Origin of the sequence: Allobosea sp., assembly GCF_030694325.1 — a bacterium.
In the GTDB taxonomy this organism is placed as follows: Bacteria; Pseudomonadota; Alphaproteobacteria; order Rhizobiales; family Beijerinckiaceae; genus Allobosea.
Map to the genome: position 1 here is coordinate 1 of NZ_JAUXYO010000043.1, position 17415 is coordinate 17415.

Consider the following 17415-nt stretch of genomic DNA (forward strand, 5'->3'; position numbering starts at 1 on the left):
GCGCGCCCCCGACCTGCTGCGCACGGCGGCGGCGCCGCTGCTGGCGAACCTGCCGGCCGTCCGCCACCGCCGCTGGCGGCGTGACGACGGCGAAGTCCGCTCGGTGTTCCAGGCCAGGACGCATCTGGTCGATGTGCTCGACAAGCCCAACGCCGGCTTCGCCAAGGCGGTCCGGGCGGTGCGCACGGCGCTCGCCGGAGAGGGCTCCGGCCCGGAGCGGCGCCTGATCCTGGTCCTCGGCCTGCGACCGGACGCTGGCGCGTCGACGCTTGCGCTCAACCTCGCCCTCGATGCCGCCCTGGCCGGCCTGCCCGCCATGCTGGTCGATGCCGGCGCGGGCGAGGATAGCCTGACGCGGATTTTCGCGCCGGACGCGGCGGCGGGGCTGCACGACATCGTCACCGGCCGGGTCGGACTGGTTCGCGCCGCGCTTCAGGACGAGGGCACGGGCCTTTTCTTCCTGCCGCGCGTCGGCCGGGCCGACCAGGTCCCCGCGCAGCAGATCGAAAGCGGCTTCCTCGACAGGGCCCGTCGCTTCGGGCCGATCGTCATTGATGGCGGGGCGGTCGGCACGGATGGCCTCGCCCAGCGCTTCGCCGAAGTCGCCGACGACATCGTTCTGGTCCTGCGCGAGGGCGCTGTCGGCCAGGACGATCTCGCCATCGCGACCGCCGCCCTCGGCGACCAGGCCCAGAAGCTGCGCGGCTTCGTCGTCAACGAGGCGTGACGCGACTGGCCCGCTTGCGAGACGCGCCTACGGGCGCGTGTCCCCGCCCGTTCCGGCATCTTGCGCGCCACGCCCGACCGTCCGCCCGAACAGCGGACCGGCGCTGATCATCACCAGGAAGACGCGGATGATGTGGTGCGCTGCCACGAAGGCCACTTCCGTGTGCAGCGCCAGCGCGATCAGGCTCATCTCGGCGAGGCCGCCGGGCGAATAGGCCAGGATCAGCGGCACATGTCCATGCACCGAGACCTTGGCCACCAGCCAGGCGAAGGCGAGCGTCAGTGACAGCAGGATCACGGTCGAGCCGGCCGAAAGCGCGAGCACCCTCAGGATGGTTTGCGGCGCCGTGCCGACGAAGCGGCAGCCGATGGTGATGCCGAGGATGAGCTGGGCGGCGTTGACGATCTCGAAGGGCGGCACCGAGTCGCTCAGGCCGGAGACATGGACGATCGCGCTGACGATCATCGGTCCGAGCAGGAATTTGGCCGGCAGCCGCAGCCATTCGCCCAGCACGATCCCCGCCACGCCGCAGGCAAGCAGGACGAGTTCCGCGCTGAGCGGCGTCGCGAACACGGAGGGCCCTGCGACGCGGTTGCCGCCGATCGGCACCCCGCCGATCCACTGCACGATGAAGGGCAGCGTCATCACCACCAGCAGGATGCGGGCCGAATGGATCAGCGCGATGATGCGCGCATCGCCGCCCTTCTCCTCGCCGAGCGTCACCATCTCGATCAGCCCGCCCGGCATGCCCGCGAAGAAGGCGGTGATGGGGTCGAAACCCGCAACCTTGCGGAAATAGGCGACGCAGGCGACGGCGCAGGCGATCATGAACAGCATGAGCCCGGCCAGCGTCGGCAGCCAGTTCGGCAGCTGCGCGATCACCTCCGGCCTGAAGCCGGCGCCGAGCATCACGCCGATCACCATCGTCATCGGCGGGCGGATCACAGAGGGCGCCGCGACCGGCCCGCGCAGCAGCGCGGCGGCGGTGCAGGCGACCATCGAACCCAGCATCCAGGGCAGCGGCAACCTTGCCAGCACGAAGAGATAGCCGCCGAGCCCGCCGATCAGCAGCGCCAGCGCGAAGCGCCGATAGGGAAAGCGGGCCGGATGAAGCCCGCGCAGACCCTCGGCGAAATCGCTCAGCAGGATCCTCACCGAAGGCGGCCCACCCGGCTCACGACCTCCGGCACGACGGCCGGGCGAAGGCCTTGAACATCGAATCGGGAAGCGACGGACATGCAGGCTCCGGCGAGGTGGCGAGTCGGTGCCCTCCTAGACCGTGGGGGCGAGGCGCGAAAGTCCGGACGGGACATGCCGCATCTGCCTGTCCGGCGCATCGCCGCCACACAACCCCGGCATGTGCGGCCGGCTCTGGCGGGAATCCGCGATTTCATCGATCAGTTTCATGGGGAAACACCCGGCCGGGCCTCGACGCCTGCGGCCGATCGGTCGAGGGCGATGAGCGAAGAACGGCAGACCGGGCGCGCGGATCGCCCGGCGCAGGGCGAGGGTTCGGCCGAGACCGAAGCACCTCCGCGCATCCTCGACCCGGCCGAGCCAGCAGCGAGCAGAGAGCCGCTTCCCGGCCTCCCGCCCGAGCCCACCTCGGCGGTCGCGCCGTACGGGCGCCTGCGATTGCAACGCTGGTGGGGCACTGCCAGCCCCAACCTGCGCGGCTCGGCCTATATGATGGCGGCGCTGCTGGTCTATGCGGTGATGGTCGGCGCCATCAAGCATGTCGGTGGGGTGATCCCGCTGGTGCAGATCCTGCTGATCCGCCAGATCGTGATGAGCCTCGTGCTGCTGGCGATGTCGCGCGGCGGCCTGCGGCCGATGCTGCGGACCCGCCGGCCGGGCCTCCAGATCGTCCGCAGCTTGCTGACGCTGGCGGCGATGCTCTGCGGCTTCACCGCCGTCATCCAGATCCCGCTGGCGCAGGCCACCGCGATCGGCTTCAGCCAGGTGCTCTTCGTCACCATCGCCGCCGTCATCGTGCTCAAGGAGGTGGTCGACGCCCGGCGCTGGGCGGCGACCGTGATCGGCTTCGTCGGCGTGCTCGTCATGCTCAAGCCGAGCGGTGACGGCCTCGACACCTTCGCCCTGCTCGCGGTGGCCGGCGCACTGCTCAATGCCGGCATCACCGTCAGCGTCCGCATGCTGGCCGCGACCGAGCGCACCGATACGATCCTGATCTGGCAGGGCATGGTCATGATCGCGGCGCTCGCCATCCCGAGCTGGCTCTGGTGGGTCCGGCCCGATGCCACGCAATGGTTCTGGCTGATCGTGCTCAGCCTGTTCGGCACGGCCGGGCAGTGGCTGATCACCCGGGCCTACCAGGTCGGCGAGGCGGCCGCTCTGGCTCCCCTCGACTTCAGCCGCCTGCTGCTGGCGAGCTTCACTGGTTTCGTCTTCTTCGCCGAGATCCCCGAACTCTCGACCTGGATCGGGGCGGGAATCGTCGTCGGCGCCACGCTCTATACCATCCGCAAGAACGCGCGGACCCTTCCCCGCGAGCCGGCCACGCCCTGACGGCCGCTCGGCCGCGGATTGCCCGGCGCCCGTCGCCGGGGTTATGAATCGGCGCACGCGGGCCCGATCCGGCCTCATTCGCGCGTGTGCAGACCCGACGCGAAGGAGCCGCCCATGCGCATCGAGAACGATCCGAAGCTCGATTTCCGCGACGTCCTGATCCGTCCCAAGCGCTCGACGCTCGGCAGCCGCGCCGAGGTCGACGTCTTTCGCTCCTTCCGCTTCGCCCATACGGGCCGGGACTGGACCGGCTTCCCGCTGATCGCGGCGAACATGGACGTCGTCGGCACGATGCAGATGGCGCGCGCCCTGTTCCGCCACGGCGCCATGGTGGCGCTTCACAAGCATTACGGTCCCGACGAACTCGCCGCCTTCTTCCGCGAGCCGGAATCGGCCAATGCCTTCTTCTCGCTCGGCACCACCGAGGCGGATCATGACAAGCTCGCCCGCGTCCACGCCCAGTCGCCGATCGGCAAGATCTGTCTCGACGTCGCCAATGGCTACACCGAGAAGTTCGTCGAGACGGTCAAGGCGACCCGGGACGAGTATCCCGACGCCGTGATCATGGCCGGCAACGTCGTCACCGGCGACATGACCGAGGCTTTGATCCTGGCCGGCGCCGACATCGTCAAGGTCGGCATCGGGCCGGGCTCGGTCTGCACCACCCGCAAGATGACCGGCGTCGGCTACCCGCAGCTCTCGGCGATCATAGAATGCGCCGACGCCGCCCATGGGCTGAAAGGCCTGGTCTGCGGCGACGGCGGCGTCACCGTGCCGGGCGACCTCGCCAAGGGCTACGGCGCCGGCGCCGATTTCATGATGCTCGGCGGCATGCTCGCCGGCCATGACGAGTGCGAGGGCGACATCCGCTACGAGGAGCGCGACGGCGAGAAGGTCCCCGTCGGCATGACCTTCTACGGCATGTCCTCGGACACGGCGATGAAGCGCTATTCCGGCGGCGTCGCGAAATACCGCGCCTCCGAGGGCAAGACCGTCGAGGTGCCCTATCGCGGCCCGGTCGAGGGCACGATGCAGGAGCTGATGGGCGGGGTCCGCTCGGCGATGACCTATATCGGCGCGGTCCGGCTCAAGGAGGTGCCCAAGCGCACCACCTTCATCATGGTCGGCAGCCAGCTCAACACCGTCTTCGGCCGCTGAAAAACGCCTTCCTCCGCTCTACCGCCGCCGGCCCGGCTGTTGCATAGTCGCGACCTTCGAGAAGCCGACGGCCACGATGGGCCCGGGGGAGAGACGACAATGATGAAGACAGTTCTGGCGGCCACCGCCGCTTTGGCGGCGAGCGCCTCCCTGGCGAGCGCCCAGCAGCTCGCCCCGAGCCCGACGCTCGATGCGATCAAGGCCCGCGGCCATGTCGAATGCGGCGTGCATCTCGGCCTGCCCGGCTTCTCCTTCGCCGACGACAAGGGCGAGTGGACCGGCCTCGATGTCGATTACTGCAAGGCGCTGGCCGCCGCCGTCCTTGGCGACGCCAAGAAGGTCAAGTTCACGCCGACCTCGGTGCAGCAGCGCTGGCCGATCCTGCAGTCGGGCCAGGTCGACCTGCTCTCGCGCAACTCGACCATCACCTTCTCGCGCAACGCCTCGCTCGGCCTGAACTTCCAGGGCATCAATTTCTACGAGGGCCAGACCTTCATCGTCCGCAAGGCGACCAACGCCAAGACCGCGGCCGATCTCGACGGCGCTTCGGTCTGCGTCGCGGCCGGCTCGACCGAGGAGAAGAACGCCTCCGACTGGTTCCTGGAGCGCAACCTCAAGGTCACCATCACCAATTTCCAGAAGAACGACGACGCCATCGCCGCCTATGACGCAGGCCGCTGCGACGCCTACACTGCCGGCGTCGGCGCGCTCGCCGGCCAGCGCGTCAAGCTCAAGGTCCCCGGCGACCACATCATCCTGACCCAGCCGATCTCGAACGATCCGCAGGGTCCCGTGACGCGCTGGGGCGACGAGCGCTGGCAGCTGATCGTGCGCTGGGTGCTGAACGGCACCATCGCCGCCGAGATGCTGGGCGTCACCTCCGCCAATGTCGACCAGATGAAGGCGAGCTCCAAGAACTCGGAAGTCCGCCGCCTGCTCGGCGCCGAGGGCAATTTCGGCGCGATGATGGGGCTGTCCAACGACTGGATGTACAATGCCATCAAGCAGGTCGGGAACTATGGCGAGAGCTTCGAGCGCACCGTCGGCATGGGCTCGACGCTGAAGCTGGAACGCGGCCAGAACCAGCTCTGGACCAAGGGCGGCCTGCTCTTCACCCCGCCCTTCCAGTGAGAGAGTAGGGCTGTCATTCCGGGGCATGCCGCAGGCATGAACCCGGAACCCACGACTGGGTCGTTCGACTGCCGGTGGCGTCAAGCGATCACCCGGTCGTGGGTTCCGGGTTCTTCGCTTCGCGAAGCCCCGGAAAGACATTCCCTGCCAGGATGACGCTCACATCGTGACCAAAGCCCTCGCCCTCCTCAATGACAAGCGCGTGCGCGACGTGGTCTACCAGGCCGCGCTGCTGCTCGGGCTCGTGGCCCTGACCGTGTTCTTCGTGCGCAATGCCTCGGAGAACATGGTCAAGGCTGGCATCGCCTCGGGCTTCGACTTCCTCTGGCGCAATTCGGGCATCGACGTGCCCTTCGTGCTGACGGGCTATACCCGCTCCAGCACGGTGCTCGACCTGTTCTGGGCGGGTGTCGCCAACACCATGCTGGTCACCGTCGTCGCCATGGTGCTGGCGACCGCGCTCGGTTTCCTCGTCGGCATCGCGCGGCTCTCCTCGCACTGGCTGCTCTCGACCGTCGCCGGTGCCTATATCGAGTTCGTCCGCAACATCCCGCTGCTGTTCTTCGTGCTGTTCTGGTATTTCGGCGTCATCGCCGCCCTGCCCGCGCCGCGCGACAGCGTCAGCATGTTCGGCGTCGCCTTCCTCAACAATCGCGGCCTCACCATCCCGCTGCCGGAAGCGCCGGCGGTCTTCCGCTGGGCGGTCGCGGCGATCCTTCTGTCCTGGATCGCGCAGGCGCTGGTCGCCGCCTGGGCCCGCCGCCGCAAGGAACGCACGGGGCAGGACGCGCCGGTTCTGGCAATCGGCGTTGTACTCGTGCTGGTGCTGCCGGCTCTCGCCGTGACCTGGGCGAGCCTCGCGACCGGCTGGGACGTGCCCGTTTTGCGCGGCTTCAACTATCGCGGCGGCTTCGTCGTCATCCCCGAATTCGTCGCGCTGCTGGCGGCGCTCGTCACCTATACGGCCGGCTTCATCGCCGAGATCGTGCGCGGCGGCATCCAGGCCGTGCCGCGCGGCCAGACCGAGGCCGCCGCCGCGCTCGGCCTGCGCCCGGGCCGCATCCTGCGCCTCGTCACCATCCCGCAGGCGCTGCGCGTGATGATCCCGCCGCTGACCAACCAGTATCTCAACGTGCTCAAGAACTCGTCCTTCGGCGCGGCCATCGCCTATCCCGACGTGGTGAGCCTGTTCATGGGCTCGGCGCTCAACAACACCGGCCAGGCGATCGAGATCATCGCCATGACGCTCGCCGTCTATCTCGTCATCGGGCTCGCGGTCTCGGCCTTCATGAACTGGTACAACGCCCGCATCGCCCTGGTGACGCGATGAGCGCGGCCTCCGCCTCCCTCTGGCGCCAGCGTCTGTTCGGCTCGCCCGCCACCGGCGTCGTCACCCTGCTGCTCGCGGCGGGAATCGCCTGGCTGGCGATCCCGATCATCCGCTGGGCGCTGATCGATGCGAGCTGGAGCGGAACGACGCGCGCCGATTGTGCGGCCGGGGGCGCCTGCTGGGTCTTCGTCAAGGCCCGCTTCGGCCAGTTCATGTATGGGCTCTACCCGCAGGATCAGCGCTGGCGCGCCGATCTGGCCGGCATCCTCTTCGCGCTCGCCACCGCCGCAATCGTGTTTGCGCCGCCGCGGCTGCGGCTGAAGGCGGCGATCGCGGCACTGGTCGTGCTGCCGGCGCTCGGCATCTGGCTTCTGGCGGGCGGCTTCGGACTTCGGCCGGTCGAGACGCGCGAATGGGGCGGACTGATGCTGACCCTGTTCATCTCGGTCTATGCCAGCCTGATCGCGATCCCGCTCGGCATCCTGCTCGCGCTCGGGCGCCAGTCGCAGTTGAAGGTGGTCCGGCTGGTCAGCGTGCTCTTCATCGAGTTCTGGCGCGGCGTGCCGATCATCGCGGTGATCTTCCTCGCCTCGCTGCTGCTGCCGCTGATCCTGCCCGGCGGAGTCGGCATCGACCGGCTGGCGCGCGCCGTCATCGGTCTCGGCCTCGTCATCGCCGCCTATATGGCCGAAGCGGTGCGCGGCGGCCTGCAGGCGCTGCCTCCGGGTCAGCGCGAGGCCGCGACCGCGCTCGGCCTGACCTACTGGAAGGCGACGGGGCTGATCATCCTGCCCCAGGCGTTGCGCATCTCGCTGCCGGCGATGACCAATGAGTTCATCGCGCTGGTGAAGAACACCACACTCGTGCTGGTGGTCTCGATCCTCGACCTGCTCGGCATCGCCCAGGCCTCGCTGGCCGACCCCGCCTGGGTCGGCATGAACATGGAGGCCTATGTCTTCTCGGGCTCGATCTACTGGCTGATCTGCTTCGCGCTCTCGCGCTGGAGCCGCCATCTCGAAATGCTGGGCCGGCGCCAGCATCGCTGAAGCGACATCCGCGCAACGAAAAAGCCGGCCGCGAGGCCGGCTCTTCTGCATCAGACGCAGGCGCTGCGCCTCAGGCGCGGACCTTGCTGCGGTCGCGGCGGCGGTCGGCGGCCGGCTGGTAGGCGATGCGGGCATGGTAGCTGCAATAGGGCATGCCGGTCTGCGAGCGCCCGCCGCAGAAGCGGAATTCCGGCGTGGTCGGGTCGCCCATCGGCCAGCGGCACATGTATTCGCGCAGATCCATGATCGTGACACGCTCGGAGAAGGGGATCACCACATCCTCCGACGGGGTGGGCGCCGGCTCGGCCTGGGCTTCCGGCTCGGGGGCGTATTGCTGCGCGAGCGCATTGGCGCCGCGCGTCATCGCCCCGGGGTTGGAGGACTGGCCGGCCATTGGATGGCTCGGCGAGCGCGTCGGTGCCTTGCGGGGCGCGGCCGTCCGCGGAGCGCTGGCGGCGGCCGGGTTCTTGGCGCGGCCGGACAGGCCGAGGCGGTGCACCTTCCCGATCACGGCGTTGCGCGTCACGCTGCCGAGTTCGGCGGCGATCTGGCTGGCGCTGAGCCCGTCGCTCCAGAGCTTCTTCAAAAGCTCGACGCGCTCTTCCGTCCATGCTCCGGCTTCGTTCATCGGCTCACCTGTCTTCTCCGGCCGGCTCCTGGCGGAACCGTCCTCTGGGCGGATCGTGGCGGAATCCGATACCCCCGGCGCCCGCCGCAAGACGGAAGCCGTCACAGTCGAAACTGACGGATATCAGGGGTCGCCGCACGAAATGTCGTATCTGACGAGGCCGACCCTACAAGATGCCCTGACTCGGCGACAAGAGTCGGCGAATCGGAAATCGCCTTTTCCCCAGTCGATTTGTCAATCCAGCCGAAACCGAATCCTTTCGGCAACACTGCCGCGGCGGAACGGAATCTGCGCTGGCCCCTCGCGGAATTGACAGGGACGGCGCCCTTTAGCATAGTCGCGTCGTACGACGCCGCCCTTTTCGGGCGGCGATTATGTTTTGCGGATCGGGGCCTTCCAGCGATGCGGATGACGGCGCGACGAGAAACCGGACTCTGGCTGCGACGATAACGTCGTCGCCGGGTCGTATTCGGCTTGTCTTCAGGCGCCGTCTCGCCCGGACCATCGTTTTTCAGTCCGACGCCACTCCGTTTTCCACAATCGCCCGTCGCGAGGATCGCATCCCATGGCCTCTGCCACCGTTTCCGCTGCCGCTGCTCCGTCCGTCCTGCTGCCGACCTATGCGCGCGCGCCCGTCGCGTTCGAGCGTGGCGAAGGCCCCTGGTCGATCACTGCCGACGGTACCCGCTACCTCGATTTCGGCGCCGGCATCGCGGTCAATTCGCTCGGCCATGCCCATCCGCATCTGGTCGAGGCCCTGACCACCCAGGCCGGCAAGATCTGGCACACCTCGAACCTCTACACGATGCCGGAGGGCGAGAAGCTGGCGGGGCGCCTCTGCGAGGCGACCTTTGCGCAGCGCGTCTTCTTTGCCAATTCGGGAGCCGAGGCCAACGAAGCCGCCATCAAGATGGCGCGGAAATACCATGCCGCGAAAGGTCATCCCGAGCGCTACCGCATCATCACCTTCGAGGGCGCCTTCCACGGCCGCACGCTGGCGACGATCGCCGCCGGCGGCCAGCAGAAATACATCGAGGGCTTCGGCCCGAAGGTCGACGGCTTCGACCAGGTCCCCTTCGACGACGAGGCGGCGCTGCGCGCCGCGATCACGTCCGAGACGGCCGCGATCATGATCGAGCCGATCCAGGGCGAGGGCGGGCTGCGCTCGGTGCCGCCGCGCTTCCTCAAGCTGCTGCGCGAGCTCTGCGACGAGCAGGACCTGATGCTGATCTTCGACGCGATCCAGACCGGCGTCGGGCGCACGGGCAAGTTCTTCGCGCATGAGCTCTACGGCGTGACGCCCGACATCATGTCGATCGCCAAGGGCATCGGCGGCGGCTTCCCGATGGGCGCCTGCCTCGCCACGGAAGAGGCCGCCTCGGGCATGACGCTGGGCACGCATGGCACCACCTTCGGCGGCAACCCGCTCGCCATGGCAGTGGGCAATGCGGTGCTGGACGTCGTGCTGGCGCCCGGCTTCATCGAGAAGGTCGGGCAGATCGCGCTGCGGCTGAAGCAGTCGCTGGCGGAGCTGAAGGACAAGCATCCGCAGGTCATCGCCGAGATCCGCGGCGAGGGCCTGATGCTCGGCCTCAAGCTGCACACGCCCAACACCGACTTCGTCGCCGAGGCGCGTGCCGCGGGCCTTCTCGTCGTCGCCGCCGGCGACAATGTCGTGCGCCTGCTCCCGCCGCTGATCATCGGCGAGGCGGAGGTGGCCGAAGCGGTCGCCCGCCTCGACCGCGCGGCGAGCGCGGTCGAGGCCTCGCTGAAGCGGCCCGCGGCCGAGTAGCACCGGCCACGCCCCCATCTGGCAAGCGAAGGATGCGCCCGTGACGCGCCATTTCCTCGATCTCTCCGATTTCTCCGAAGCCCAGTTGCGCGCGATCCTGCGCGCCGGCGAGGAGATCAAGGCCCGCCGCCGCACCCCGGCGGCCGCCGGCGACCGTCTGCTCGAGGGCAAGGTCGTCGCCATGGTCTTCGAACAGCCATCCTTACGCACCCGCGTCTCCTTCGACGTCGGCATCCGCGAACTCGGCGGCTCGCCGATGATGGTGACCGGCCGCGAGATCGAGCTCGGCGAGCGCGAGACGATCGCCGACACGGCCCGCGTGCTCTCGCGCTATGTCGACGCCATCATGATCCGCATGCTCGACCATGATTCCGTGGTGGAGATGGCCCAGCATGCCACCGTCCCGGTGATCAACGGGCTGACCAAGCGCCAGCATCCCTGCCAGGTCATGGCCGATGTCATGACCTTCGAGGAGCGCAAGGGGCCGATCAGGGGCAGGCGCATCGCCTGGACGGGCGACACCAACAACGTGCTGACCTCCTGGATCCACGCCGCCGGCCGGCTCGATTTCGAACTCGCCATCGCGACGCCCGAGGAGCTCGCGCCGCCGCCGGCCCTGCTCGCCTGGGCCAAGCAGCAGGGTGCCAAACTGTCCCTGACCGCGCGGCCGGAAGCGGCCGTCGAGGGCGCCGACTGCGTCATCACCGATTGCTGGGTCTCGATGGGCGACGAGGAAGGCACGCGTCACAACCTTCTTCGGCCCTACCAGGTCGACGAGCGCCTGCTCGGCCGGGCCGAAAAGGACGCCATCTTCATGCATTGCCTGCCGGCCAGCCGCGGCGAGGAGGTCACCGACGCCGTCATGGACGGCCCGCAATCGGCCGTCTTCGACGAGGCCGAAAACCGCCTGCACGCGCAGAAGGGCATCCTCGCCTGGTGCTTCGGCGGGGTCGCCGCCTGATGGACGCAACCGACAGCGGCGCGGAAGTGGCCGCGCTCGACGACCGCGTCGTCCCGTTCACCGTGCCCGATCTCGACGTGCGCGGCCGCGTCGTGCGTCTGGGCGCCTCGATCGACACGATCCTCGCCCGCCACGGCTATCCCGACGCCGTTGCGCGCGTGCTCGGCGAAGCGGCGGCGCTCACCGTCCTGCTCGGCACGGCGCTGAAGTTCGAAGGCCGCTTCCAGCTCCAGACCAAGAGCGACGGGCCGATCTCGATGCTCGTCGTCGACTTCAACGCACCCGACGTCTATCGCGCCGTCGCCCATTTCGATGCGGAGCGGCTGGCGGAGGCCGAAGTCGCGGGCCTGCTCTCGACGGGCGATCTGCTCGGCGAAGGCCACCTCGCCATGACGGTCGACCAGGGCTCCGCGACGACGCGCTATCAGGGCCTCGTGGCGCTGACGCGCCAGAGCCTCGAGGAGGCGGCGCATCAGTATTTCCGCCAGTCCGAGCAGATCCCGAGCCGGGTGCGCCTCGGCGTCGGTGCGATCGTCACCGGCGAGGGCCGGCAATGGCGGGCCGGCGGCCTGCTCGTGCAGTTCATGCCGCATTCCGTCGACCGGCTGCGGGCCGCCGACATCCATCCCGGCGACGCGCCGCAGGGCCATGAGATCCTGACCGCTTCGGACCCGGACGGCATCGAAGACGACGCCTGGGCGGAGGCGCGCTCGCTCGTCGAGACGATCGAGGATCACGAATTGCTCGATCCGCTGCTGGAGAGCGAGAGGCTGCTCTACCGGCTGTTCCACGAGCGGGGCGCCCGCGTCTTCGAGCCGGTGCTCGTCCGTGAGGATTGCCGCTGCTCGCGCGAGCGGGTGCTCGGCATGCTCCGCGGCTTCTCGCCGGAGGACCGCGGCGCGATGGTCGCCGACGACGGCCAGGTCGCGATTACCTGTGAATTCTGCTCGCGGCGCTATGTCTTCACGCCGGCCGAGGTCGAGGACGGCCTGTCCGCCGGGGCCTGACCGGCCGGCCGCAGGGAGCGGGACCGATGGCGCGCCCCATCACCACGATCGGCTTCGACGCCGATGACACGCTCTGGCAGAATGAGCGCTTCTTCCGTCTGACCGAGGAGCGCTTCGTCGCTTTGCTCGGCGCCCATGGCGCCGCCGCCGAGATCTCCGGGCGGCTGCTCGAGGCCGAGCGCCGCAACCTCGCCTTCTACGGCTTCGGCATCAAGGGCTTCGTGCTCTCGATGATCGAGACTGCGATCGAGATCACCGACGGCGCCGTCCCGGCCTCCGTCATCGCCGAAATCCTCGCCGCCGGCCGCGAGATGGCAGCCCACCCGGTCGAGACCCTGCCGCAGGCGCGCGAAACGCTGGAGCGGCTGGCGGCGAGCCACCGCCTCGTCCTGATCACCAAGGGCGATCTGTTCGATCAGGAGCGCAAGCTGGCGCAGTCCGGCCTCGGCGAGCTGTTCCATGGCGTCGAGATCGTCAGCGACAAGACGCCGGAGGTCTATCGCCGCATCTTCGAGCGCCATGGCGACGGCCCGCAGCGCGCGATGATGGTCGGCAACTCGCTGAAGTCGGACGTGCTGCCGGCCCTCTCGGCCGGCGCCTGGGCCGTCCACATCCCGCACGAGCTGACCTGGGCGCTGGAGCATGCCGAGGAGCCGGTCGGCGCGCCGCGCTACCGCCGCCTCACTCGGCTGTCGGCGCTCGACGAACTCGTCGGGCTGATCGAGGCCGAAGCGGCGGCCGGATAGGTCGCCGCCGCGCGGACCTTACCCCCGGCACTCCGCCATCAGCTTGCGCATGAAGGCCTCGCCCGCGGCGAATTGCTCCAGCGTGATGTACTCGTCGGGCTGATGCGCCTGGTCGATCGAGCCCGGCCCGCAGACGATGGTCGGCCGTCCCGCCCGCTGGAAATGGCCGGCCTCCGTCGCATAGGCGACGGCAATGGTGCGGTTGCGTCCAGCGAGCCGCATCACCAGCGTCTCGGCCTCCGAGCCCGGATCGGGCGCCAGGCCGGGAACGTCCGAGCTCATCACGGTTTCGATCGTGGCGGAGGGCGCGGTCCTGCGCATGCGCTCGAGCACATCCTGCGACAGTGCGGCGAAGCGCGCGGGGACATCCTCGGGATCGGAGCCCGGCAGCGTCCGCACCTCCCAGGAGAGGTCGCAGCGATCGGCCAGGATGTTGCGGGCGATGCCGCCATGGAACTTGCCGACATGGACGGTGTCGTAGGGCGGATCGAAGCGCCCGCTGCCGTCGGGGCTGGCCTCCAGTTCGTCGGCCATCGCCACGAGCCCAGCCGTGAGCCGGATGCCGCCATGCACGGCGCTCGCGCCCAGATGCGGCTTGGAGGAATGGGCGGCGACGCCGGTGATCGTCGTGAAGAAGGTGCGGATGCCCTTATGCGCGTCGGCGAGTTCGAGCGAGGTCGGCTCGCCGACGATGACGGCACGCGGCTTCGGCAGATCCACACCCATGCGGGCGATGCCGTCGACGACGCCGAGGCAGGTGACCTCCTCGTCATAAGAGAAGAACAGGTGGATCGGCGTCTTGAGATCGGCCGCCAGGAAATCGGGAACCAACGCAAGCGCCAGCGCGATGAAGCCCTTCATGTCGACGGCACCGCGGCCATAGGCCCGGCCGTCCGCGATGTGCAGCGTGAACGGATCGCGGCTCCAGGCCTGGCCCTCCACCGGCACCACGTCGGTATGCCCCGAGAGCAGGATGCCGCCTTGACCTTGCGGGCCGATCGTCGCAAACAGCGCCGCCTTGTCGCCCGTGGCATTGGGAATCCGGATCGAGGAGACGCCCCAGCCGGCGAGGTAGTCCTCGACGAAGGCGATCAGCTCCAGATTGGATTTGTGGCTCACCGTGTCGAAGGCGACGAGCCGGGCGAGCATGTCGAGCGGCGCCAGGCGCTGGCCCGTGGAGGAGGACAGGGTCAATGCAGGACCTTCTTCACATAAGGGGAATCGAGCGGAAACAGCGGCACCGCGACGTCGAAGATCGTGCCGTCTTCCGCCAGCATCGCATAGAAGCCGCGCATCGAGCCGTCCGGCGTCATCAGCGGGCAGCCGGAGGTATAGCTGTAGCTTTCGCCCGGCCGCAGCACCGGCTGCTGCCCGACGACGCCCTCGCCGCGCACCTCATGGACCTCGCCGCGCCCGTCGGTGATGAACCAGTGCCGGCTCATCAGCTGCACCGTCCGTGGCGAGAGGTTGAGGATCTCGATGGTGTAGGCCCAGAAATAGCGGCCCTGCGCCGGAGAGGATTCCCCCTCCATGAAGCTCGGCACGGCGGTGACCCGCACGCCCTGCGTCTCAGCCTGATACATCGCGACGGCTCCGTCCTGATGCGCCCGGCCCGGCGGGCCGCTGCTGTGTTAGCGAGGCCGGGGCGCAAGGGTCAATGCCGGAGCCCGCCATTCTCGCGTGGACAACCCGCGCCGCCGCAGCCTCGCCGCGGCGTCACCGCTTGGCCTTTGCGCGCGGCTTCGCTAGGCGTGACCGATTGTCCTTCCGGGATTTCGCATGCTGACCCTCCAGCCCGGCATCCAGCCCGACCACTGCATCCGCGCCTTCGTCGAGGCCGGCGCGATCCGCCTCGCCCAGCCGCCGGCCGAGGGCCAGATCCAGCCCGCCAGCCTCGATCTGCGCCTGGGCGAGAAGGCCTATCGCGTCCGCGCCAGCTTCCTGCCTGGCCCCGACCGCACGGTCCGGCGCCGGCTGGACGAGCTCGCCTTGCACGAGATCGACCTGACGCGCGGCGCGGTGCTGGAGACGGGCTGCGTCTACATCGCCGAGCTGATGGAGGGGCTGACACTCCCCTCCGGCCTGCGCGCGGCGGCCAACCCCAAAAGCTCGACCGGCCGGCTCGACGTCTTCACCCGCGTCATCACCGACCGCGCCCGCGAGTTCGATCTGGTCGAGGACGGCTATGAGGGGCCGCTCTTCATCGAGATCTCGCCGCGCACCTTCCCGGTGCTGGTGCGCTCGGGGTCGCGTCTTTCGCAGATCCGCTTCCGCGCCGGCGAGGCGAAGCTCGATGACACCGCGCTCGGCGAACTGCACAGGCGCGAGACGCTGGTGACGGCTTCGGAGCCCTCCTTTCAGGGCGGCGTCGCGGTCAGCGTCGACCTCTCGGGCTTCGACGGGCTGATCGGCTATCGCGGCAAGCATCACACGGCGCTGATCGATGTCGACCGCGTCGGTGCCTACCGCGCCTCCGAGTTCTGGGAGCCGATCCCGAGCGACGGCTCGCGAGCGCTCATCCTCGACCCCGGCCAGTTCTACATCCTCGCCTCCAAGGAGGCGGTGCATGTCCCGCCGGATTATGCTGCGGAGATGACGCCCTTCGACGCGCTGGTCGGCGAGTTCCGCGTCCATTACGCCGGCTTCTTCGACCCCGGCTTCGGCCATAGCGGCGCTGGCGGGCAGGGCGCGCGCGCCGTGCTCGAGGTCCGCTCGCGCGACGTGCCCTTCATCATCGAGGACGGGCAGATCGTCGGCCGGCTGGTCTATGAGGCGATGGCGAGCCGCCCGGCCGCGCTCTATGGCGCTGGGCTGAAGTCGAACTATCAGGGCCAGGCCCTGAAGCTCTCCAAGCATTTCCACGACTGACCGCGGCTTCCCGCATCGCGCGGCGCCGCCCGCGATTCCCGGATGACACCCGCGCCACAAGCCGCTATGAACACGCTGCTTCGGCGTCGCGCGACATGCCGCCACTGGAGTATGCGGGCGTAGTTCAGTGGTAGAACGTCAGCTTCCCAAGCTGAATGTCGTCGGTTCGATCCCGATCGCCCGCTCCAAAAATCTCTTGGAACTCAGCTAGTTAGACGGCCTACCGTTGAACTCGCGTTCCCCACGTTCCCCAACCCGTTCCCCATACCCTGATCAGGCTTTGTTCTCGCCGCTCCGATAGGCGCTACGTTGCCTCGCGATTTCACGGCTTTTGCCGATTGCTCCGCGGGAGTAACGAGCGGTTGTCGATGCCTGAGTGTGGCCGATCGAGCCTCGAATTGTATCCAGCTCGGCGCCGGCGTCCTCGGCTTCCGTGATCGCCCCGGCTCTCGCGTCTGTATTCCAGACGGCGTCGGGGATCCCGGCGGCGCGTGCGATCACCCGCCAATCGCGCGCATAGGCGAACTCGGCATAAGGGCGACCGGCCGTCTCGTCGACGATCAGCGCGCCTATGCGCTGCTCGGCCGGGATCTGAGCGAGCAGTTCCGTGACGAGGGGAAACATCTTGAGGTCGTGCGAGACGATCGCGCCCGTCTTCGTGGTCTCCTTCGAGATCACCATGCTGCGCACGAGATCGGCCCAGGTCAGGCCGTTGCACCAGCGGCGCCAGCCCTTGCCGCGACGGCCGCGCAAGACGATTCCAGTGGTTTCCTCGCCGGCCGGGACCGGCTCCCATTCCCCGATGACATCCTTCTGACGCATGCCGGTTTCGAACTGGATCGCAGTGCCGAGCGCAAGCGAGATGCGCTTCGCCGCGACCGCCGCGCCGATAAAGGCGACGACCTGATTGTGCTCGAGGCGGGACCGCCGGCGCTTGGCCGTCTTGAACTCGGTCGATTCGAGAATGGTCAGCAGCCGGATGCATTGCGGCTGATCGAGTTCGGCCGCCACGCCATAGCGCAGCATCTCCCGGATCATCTTCATGATCTTGCAGGCGCGATCTACCCGCTCAGGCCCGCCCGGCTTCTTCGGCTGCTTGGCGGCATCATACCAACGCCGGAAGTCCTTCAGGCCGAGTGCGGTGAGTGCGCGCGCACCGAAGGCTTCCTCGATCGTGCCGACGATGTGAAGCTGCGAGCGACGGGTGTTGTACTTCCAGCCTTGGACCGGACTTTCATCGTCGATCTGGAAACGACGCGAAAGTCCTCGGATCGTTCCGTCGAAGGACTTATAGCCCTGCTTCGCGCCGGCTGACCAAGCCAGCATTTCCGCCTGGAGCCGCTGACAGGCTGCCGATATCAACGGCAGATCCTCCGGCGTATCGGCATAGTGCAGCCGCACACTCTTCGGGGTGTAGCCGGCCTTGACGATGTCTTCGCGGGCTATCCAGTAGAGGGCATCGCCCTTCTGCTGCCGCCTTCGCTTCAGTCCA

At 68.5% G+C, this 17415-nt stretch carries 16 protein-coding genes and 1 tRNA gene; 12 read left to right on the forward strand and 5 right to left on the reverse strand.

Annotated features, from left to right (window positions below):
• A partial coding sequence (locus tag Q8M82_RS02090; RefSeq protein WP_305689724.1) for a hypothetical protein occupies positions 1 to 727 on the forward strand: 727 nt, incomplete at its 5' end.
• Between the two features lie 27 nt (positions 728 to 754).
• On the opposite strand, the gene Q8M82_RS02095 is transcribed toward Q8M82_RS02090, so the two are convergent.
• Positions 755 to 1882 carry an AbrB family transcriptional regulator gene (locus Q8M82_RS02095; protein WP_305689725.1) on the reverse strand — a complete coding sequence of 376 codons (1128 nt, stop codon included), beginning with the start codon at positions 1880 to 1882 and terminating at the stop codon, positions 755 to 757.
• A gap of 303 nt (positions 1883 to 2185) precedes the next feature.
• Here Q8M82_RS02095 and Q8M82_RS02100 point away from each other — a divergent pair, with 303 nt between their 5' ends.
• From Q8M82_RS02100 to Q8M82_RS02120, 5 genes are all read left to right on the forward strand, one after another.
• On the forward strand, positions 2186 to 3256 hold the full coding sequence (locus Q8M82_RS02100) for a DMT family transporter (protein ID WP_305689726.1): 1071 nt from the start codon (positions 2186 to 2188) through the stop codon (positions 3254 to 3256).
• Positions 3257 to 3370: 114 nt separating this feature from the next.
• A complete protein-coding gene (locus Q8M82_RS02105) occupies positions 3371 to 4414 on the forward strand; it encodes a GMP reductase (RefSeq protein WP_305689727.1) in 1044 nt (347 codons plus the stop codon).
• 99 nt (positions 4415 to 4513) lie between these two features.
• Positions 4514 to 5545 (forward strand): amino acid ABC transporter substrate-binding protein, encoded by a 1032-nt coding sequence (locus Q8M82_RS02110; RefSeq protein WP_305689728.1) that lies wholly within the window; start codon positions 4514 to 4516, stop codon positions 5543 to 5545.
• Positions 5546 to 5711: 166 nt separating this feature from the next.
• Positions 5712 to 6875, forward strand: a complete 1164-nt coding sequence (locus Q8M82_RS02115; RefSeq protein WP_305689729.1) for an amino acid ABC transporter permease — start codon at positions 5712 to 5714, stop codon at positions 6873 to 6875.
• Positions 6872 to 7921 carry an amino acid ABC transporter permease gene (locus Q8M82_RS02120; RefSeq protein ID WP_305689730.1) on the forward strand — a complete coding sequence of 350 codons (1050 nt, stop codon included), beginning with the start codon at positions 6872 to 6874 and terminating at the stop codon, positions 7919 to 7921. Before Q8M82_RS02115 ends, Q8M82_RS02120 begins: the two co-directional genes overlap by 4 nt.
• 70 nt (positions 7922 to 7991) lie before the next feature.
• Here the strand turns inward: Q8M82_RS02120 and Q8M82_RS02125 are convergent, their stop codons facing one another.
• Positions 7992 to 8549, reverse strand: a complete 558-nt coding sequence (locus Q8M82_RS02125; protein WP_305689731.1) for a GcrA family cell cycle regulator — start codon at positions 8547 to 8549, stop codon at positions 7992 to 7994.
• Between the two features lie 565 nt (positions 8550 to 9114).
• On the opposite strand from Q8M82_RS02125, the gene Q8M82_RS02130 reads away from it, so the two are divergent.
• From Q8M82_RS02130 to Q8M82_RS02145, 4 genes are read left to right on the forward strand one after another with little or no spacing between them, the layout of a single operon-like run.
• A complete protein-coding gene (locus Q8M82_RS02130; RefSeq protein ID WP_305689732.1) occupies positions 9115 to 10341 on the forward strand; it encodes an aspartate aminotransferase family protein in 1227 nt (408 codons plus the stop codon).
• Between the two features lie 40 nt (positions 10342 to 10381).
• The gene (gene argF / locus Q8M82_RS02135) at positions 10382 to 11302 is read left to right on the forward strand and encodes an ornithine carbamoyltransferase (RefSeq protein ID WP_305689733.1); all 921 of its coding nucleotides are present in this window, start codon (positions 10382 to 10384) and stop codon (positions 11300 to 11302) included.
• A complete protein-coding gene (locus Q8M82_RS02140; protein WP_305689734.1) occupies positions 11302 to 12309 on the forward strand; it encodes an Hsp33 family molecular chaperone in 1008 nt (335 codons plus the stop codon). The genes argF and Q8M82_RS02140 overlap by 1 nt, the downstream gene beginning before the upstream one ends.
• 26 nt (positions 12310 to 12335) lie before the next feature.
• Positions 12336 to 13055, forward strand: a complete 720-nt coding sequence (locus tag Q8M82_RS02145; protein WP_305689735.1) for an HAD family hydrolase — start codon at positions 12336 to 12338, stop codon at positions 13053 to 13055.
• Positions 13056 to 13073: 18 nt separating this feature from the next.
• On the opposite strand, the gene argE is transcribed toward Q8M82_RS02145, so the two are convergent.
• Both argE and apaG read right to left on the reverse strand, forming a co-directional pair.
• Positions 13074 to 14249: an acetylornithine deacetylase gene (gene argE, locus Q8M82_RS02150; RefSeq protein WP_305689736.1), complete on the reverse strand. Its 1176-nt coding sequence runs from the start codon at positions 14247 to 14249 to the stop codon at positions 13074 to 13076.
• On the reverse strand, positions 14246 to 14638 hold the full coding sequence (gene apaG / locus Q8M82_RS02155; RefSeq protein WP_305689737.1) for a Co2+/Mg2+ efflux protein ApaG: 393 nt from the start codon (positions 14636 to 14638) through the stop codon (positions 14246 to 14248). The genes argE and apaG overlap by 4 nt, the downstream gene beginning before the upstream one ends.
• A 196-nt stretch (positions 14639 to 14834) precedes the next feature.
• Here apaG and Q8M82_RS02160 point away from each other — a divergent pair, with 196 nt between their 5' ends.
• Both Q8M82_RS02160 and Q8M82_RS02165 read left to right on the forward strand, forming a co-directional pair.
• A complete protein-coding gene (locus Q8M82_RS02160) occupies positions 14835 to 15923 on the forward strand; it encodes a 2'-deoxycytidine 5'-triphosphate deaminase (RefSeq protein ID WP_305689738.1) in 1089 nt (362 codons plus the stop codon).
• Positions 15924 to 16036: 113 nt separating this feature from the next.
• A tRNA-Gly gene (locus tag Q8M82_RS02165) sits at positions 16037 to 16111 on the forward strand.
• Between the two features lie 85 nt (positions 16112 to 16196).
• Here the strand turns inward: Q8M82_RS02165 and Q8M82_RS02170 are convergent.
• Positions 16197 to 17415 (reverse strand): site-specific integrase (locus Q8M82_RS02170; protein ID WP_305689739.1); only part of this gene is annotated, 1219 nt, incomplete at its 5' end.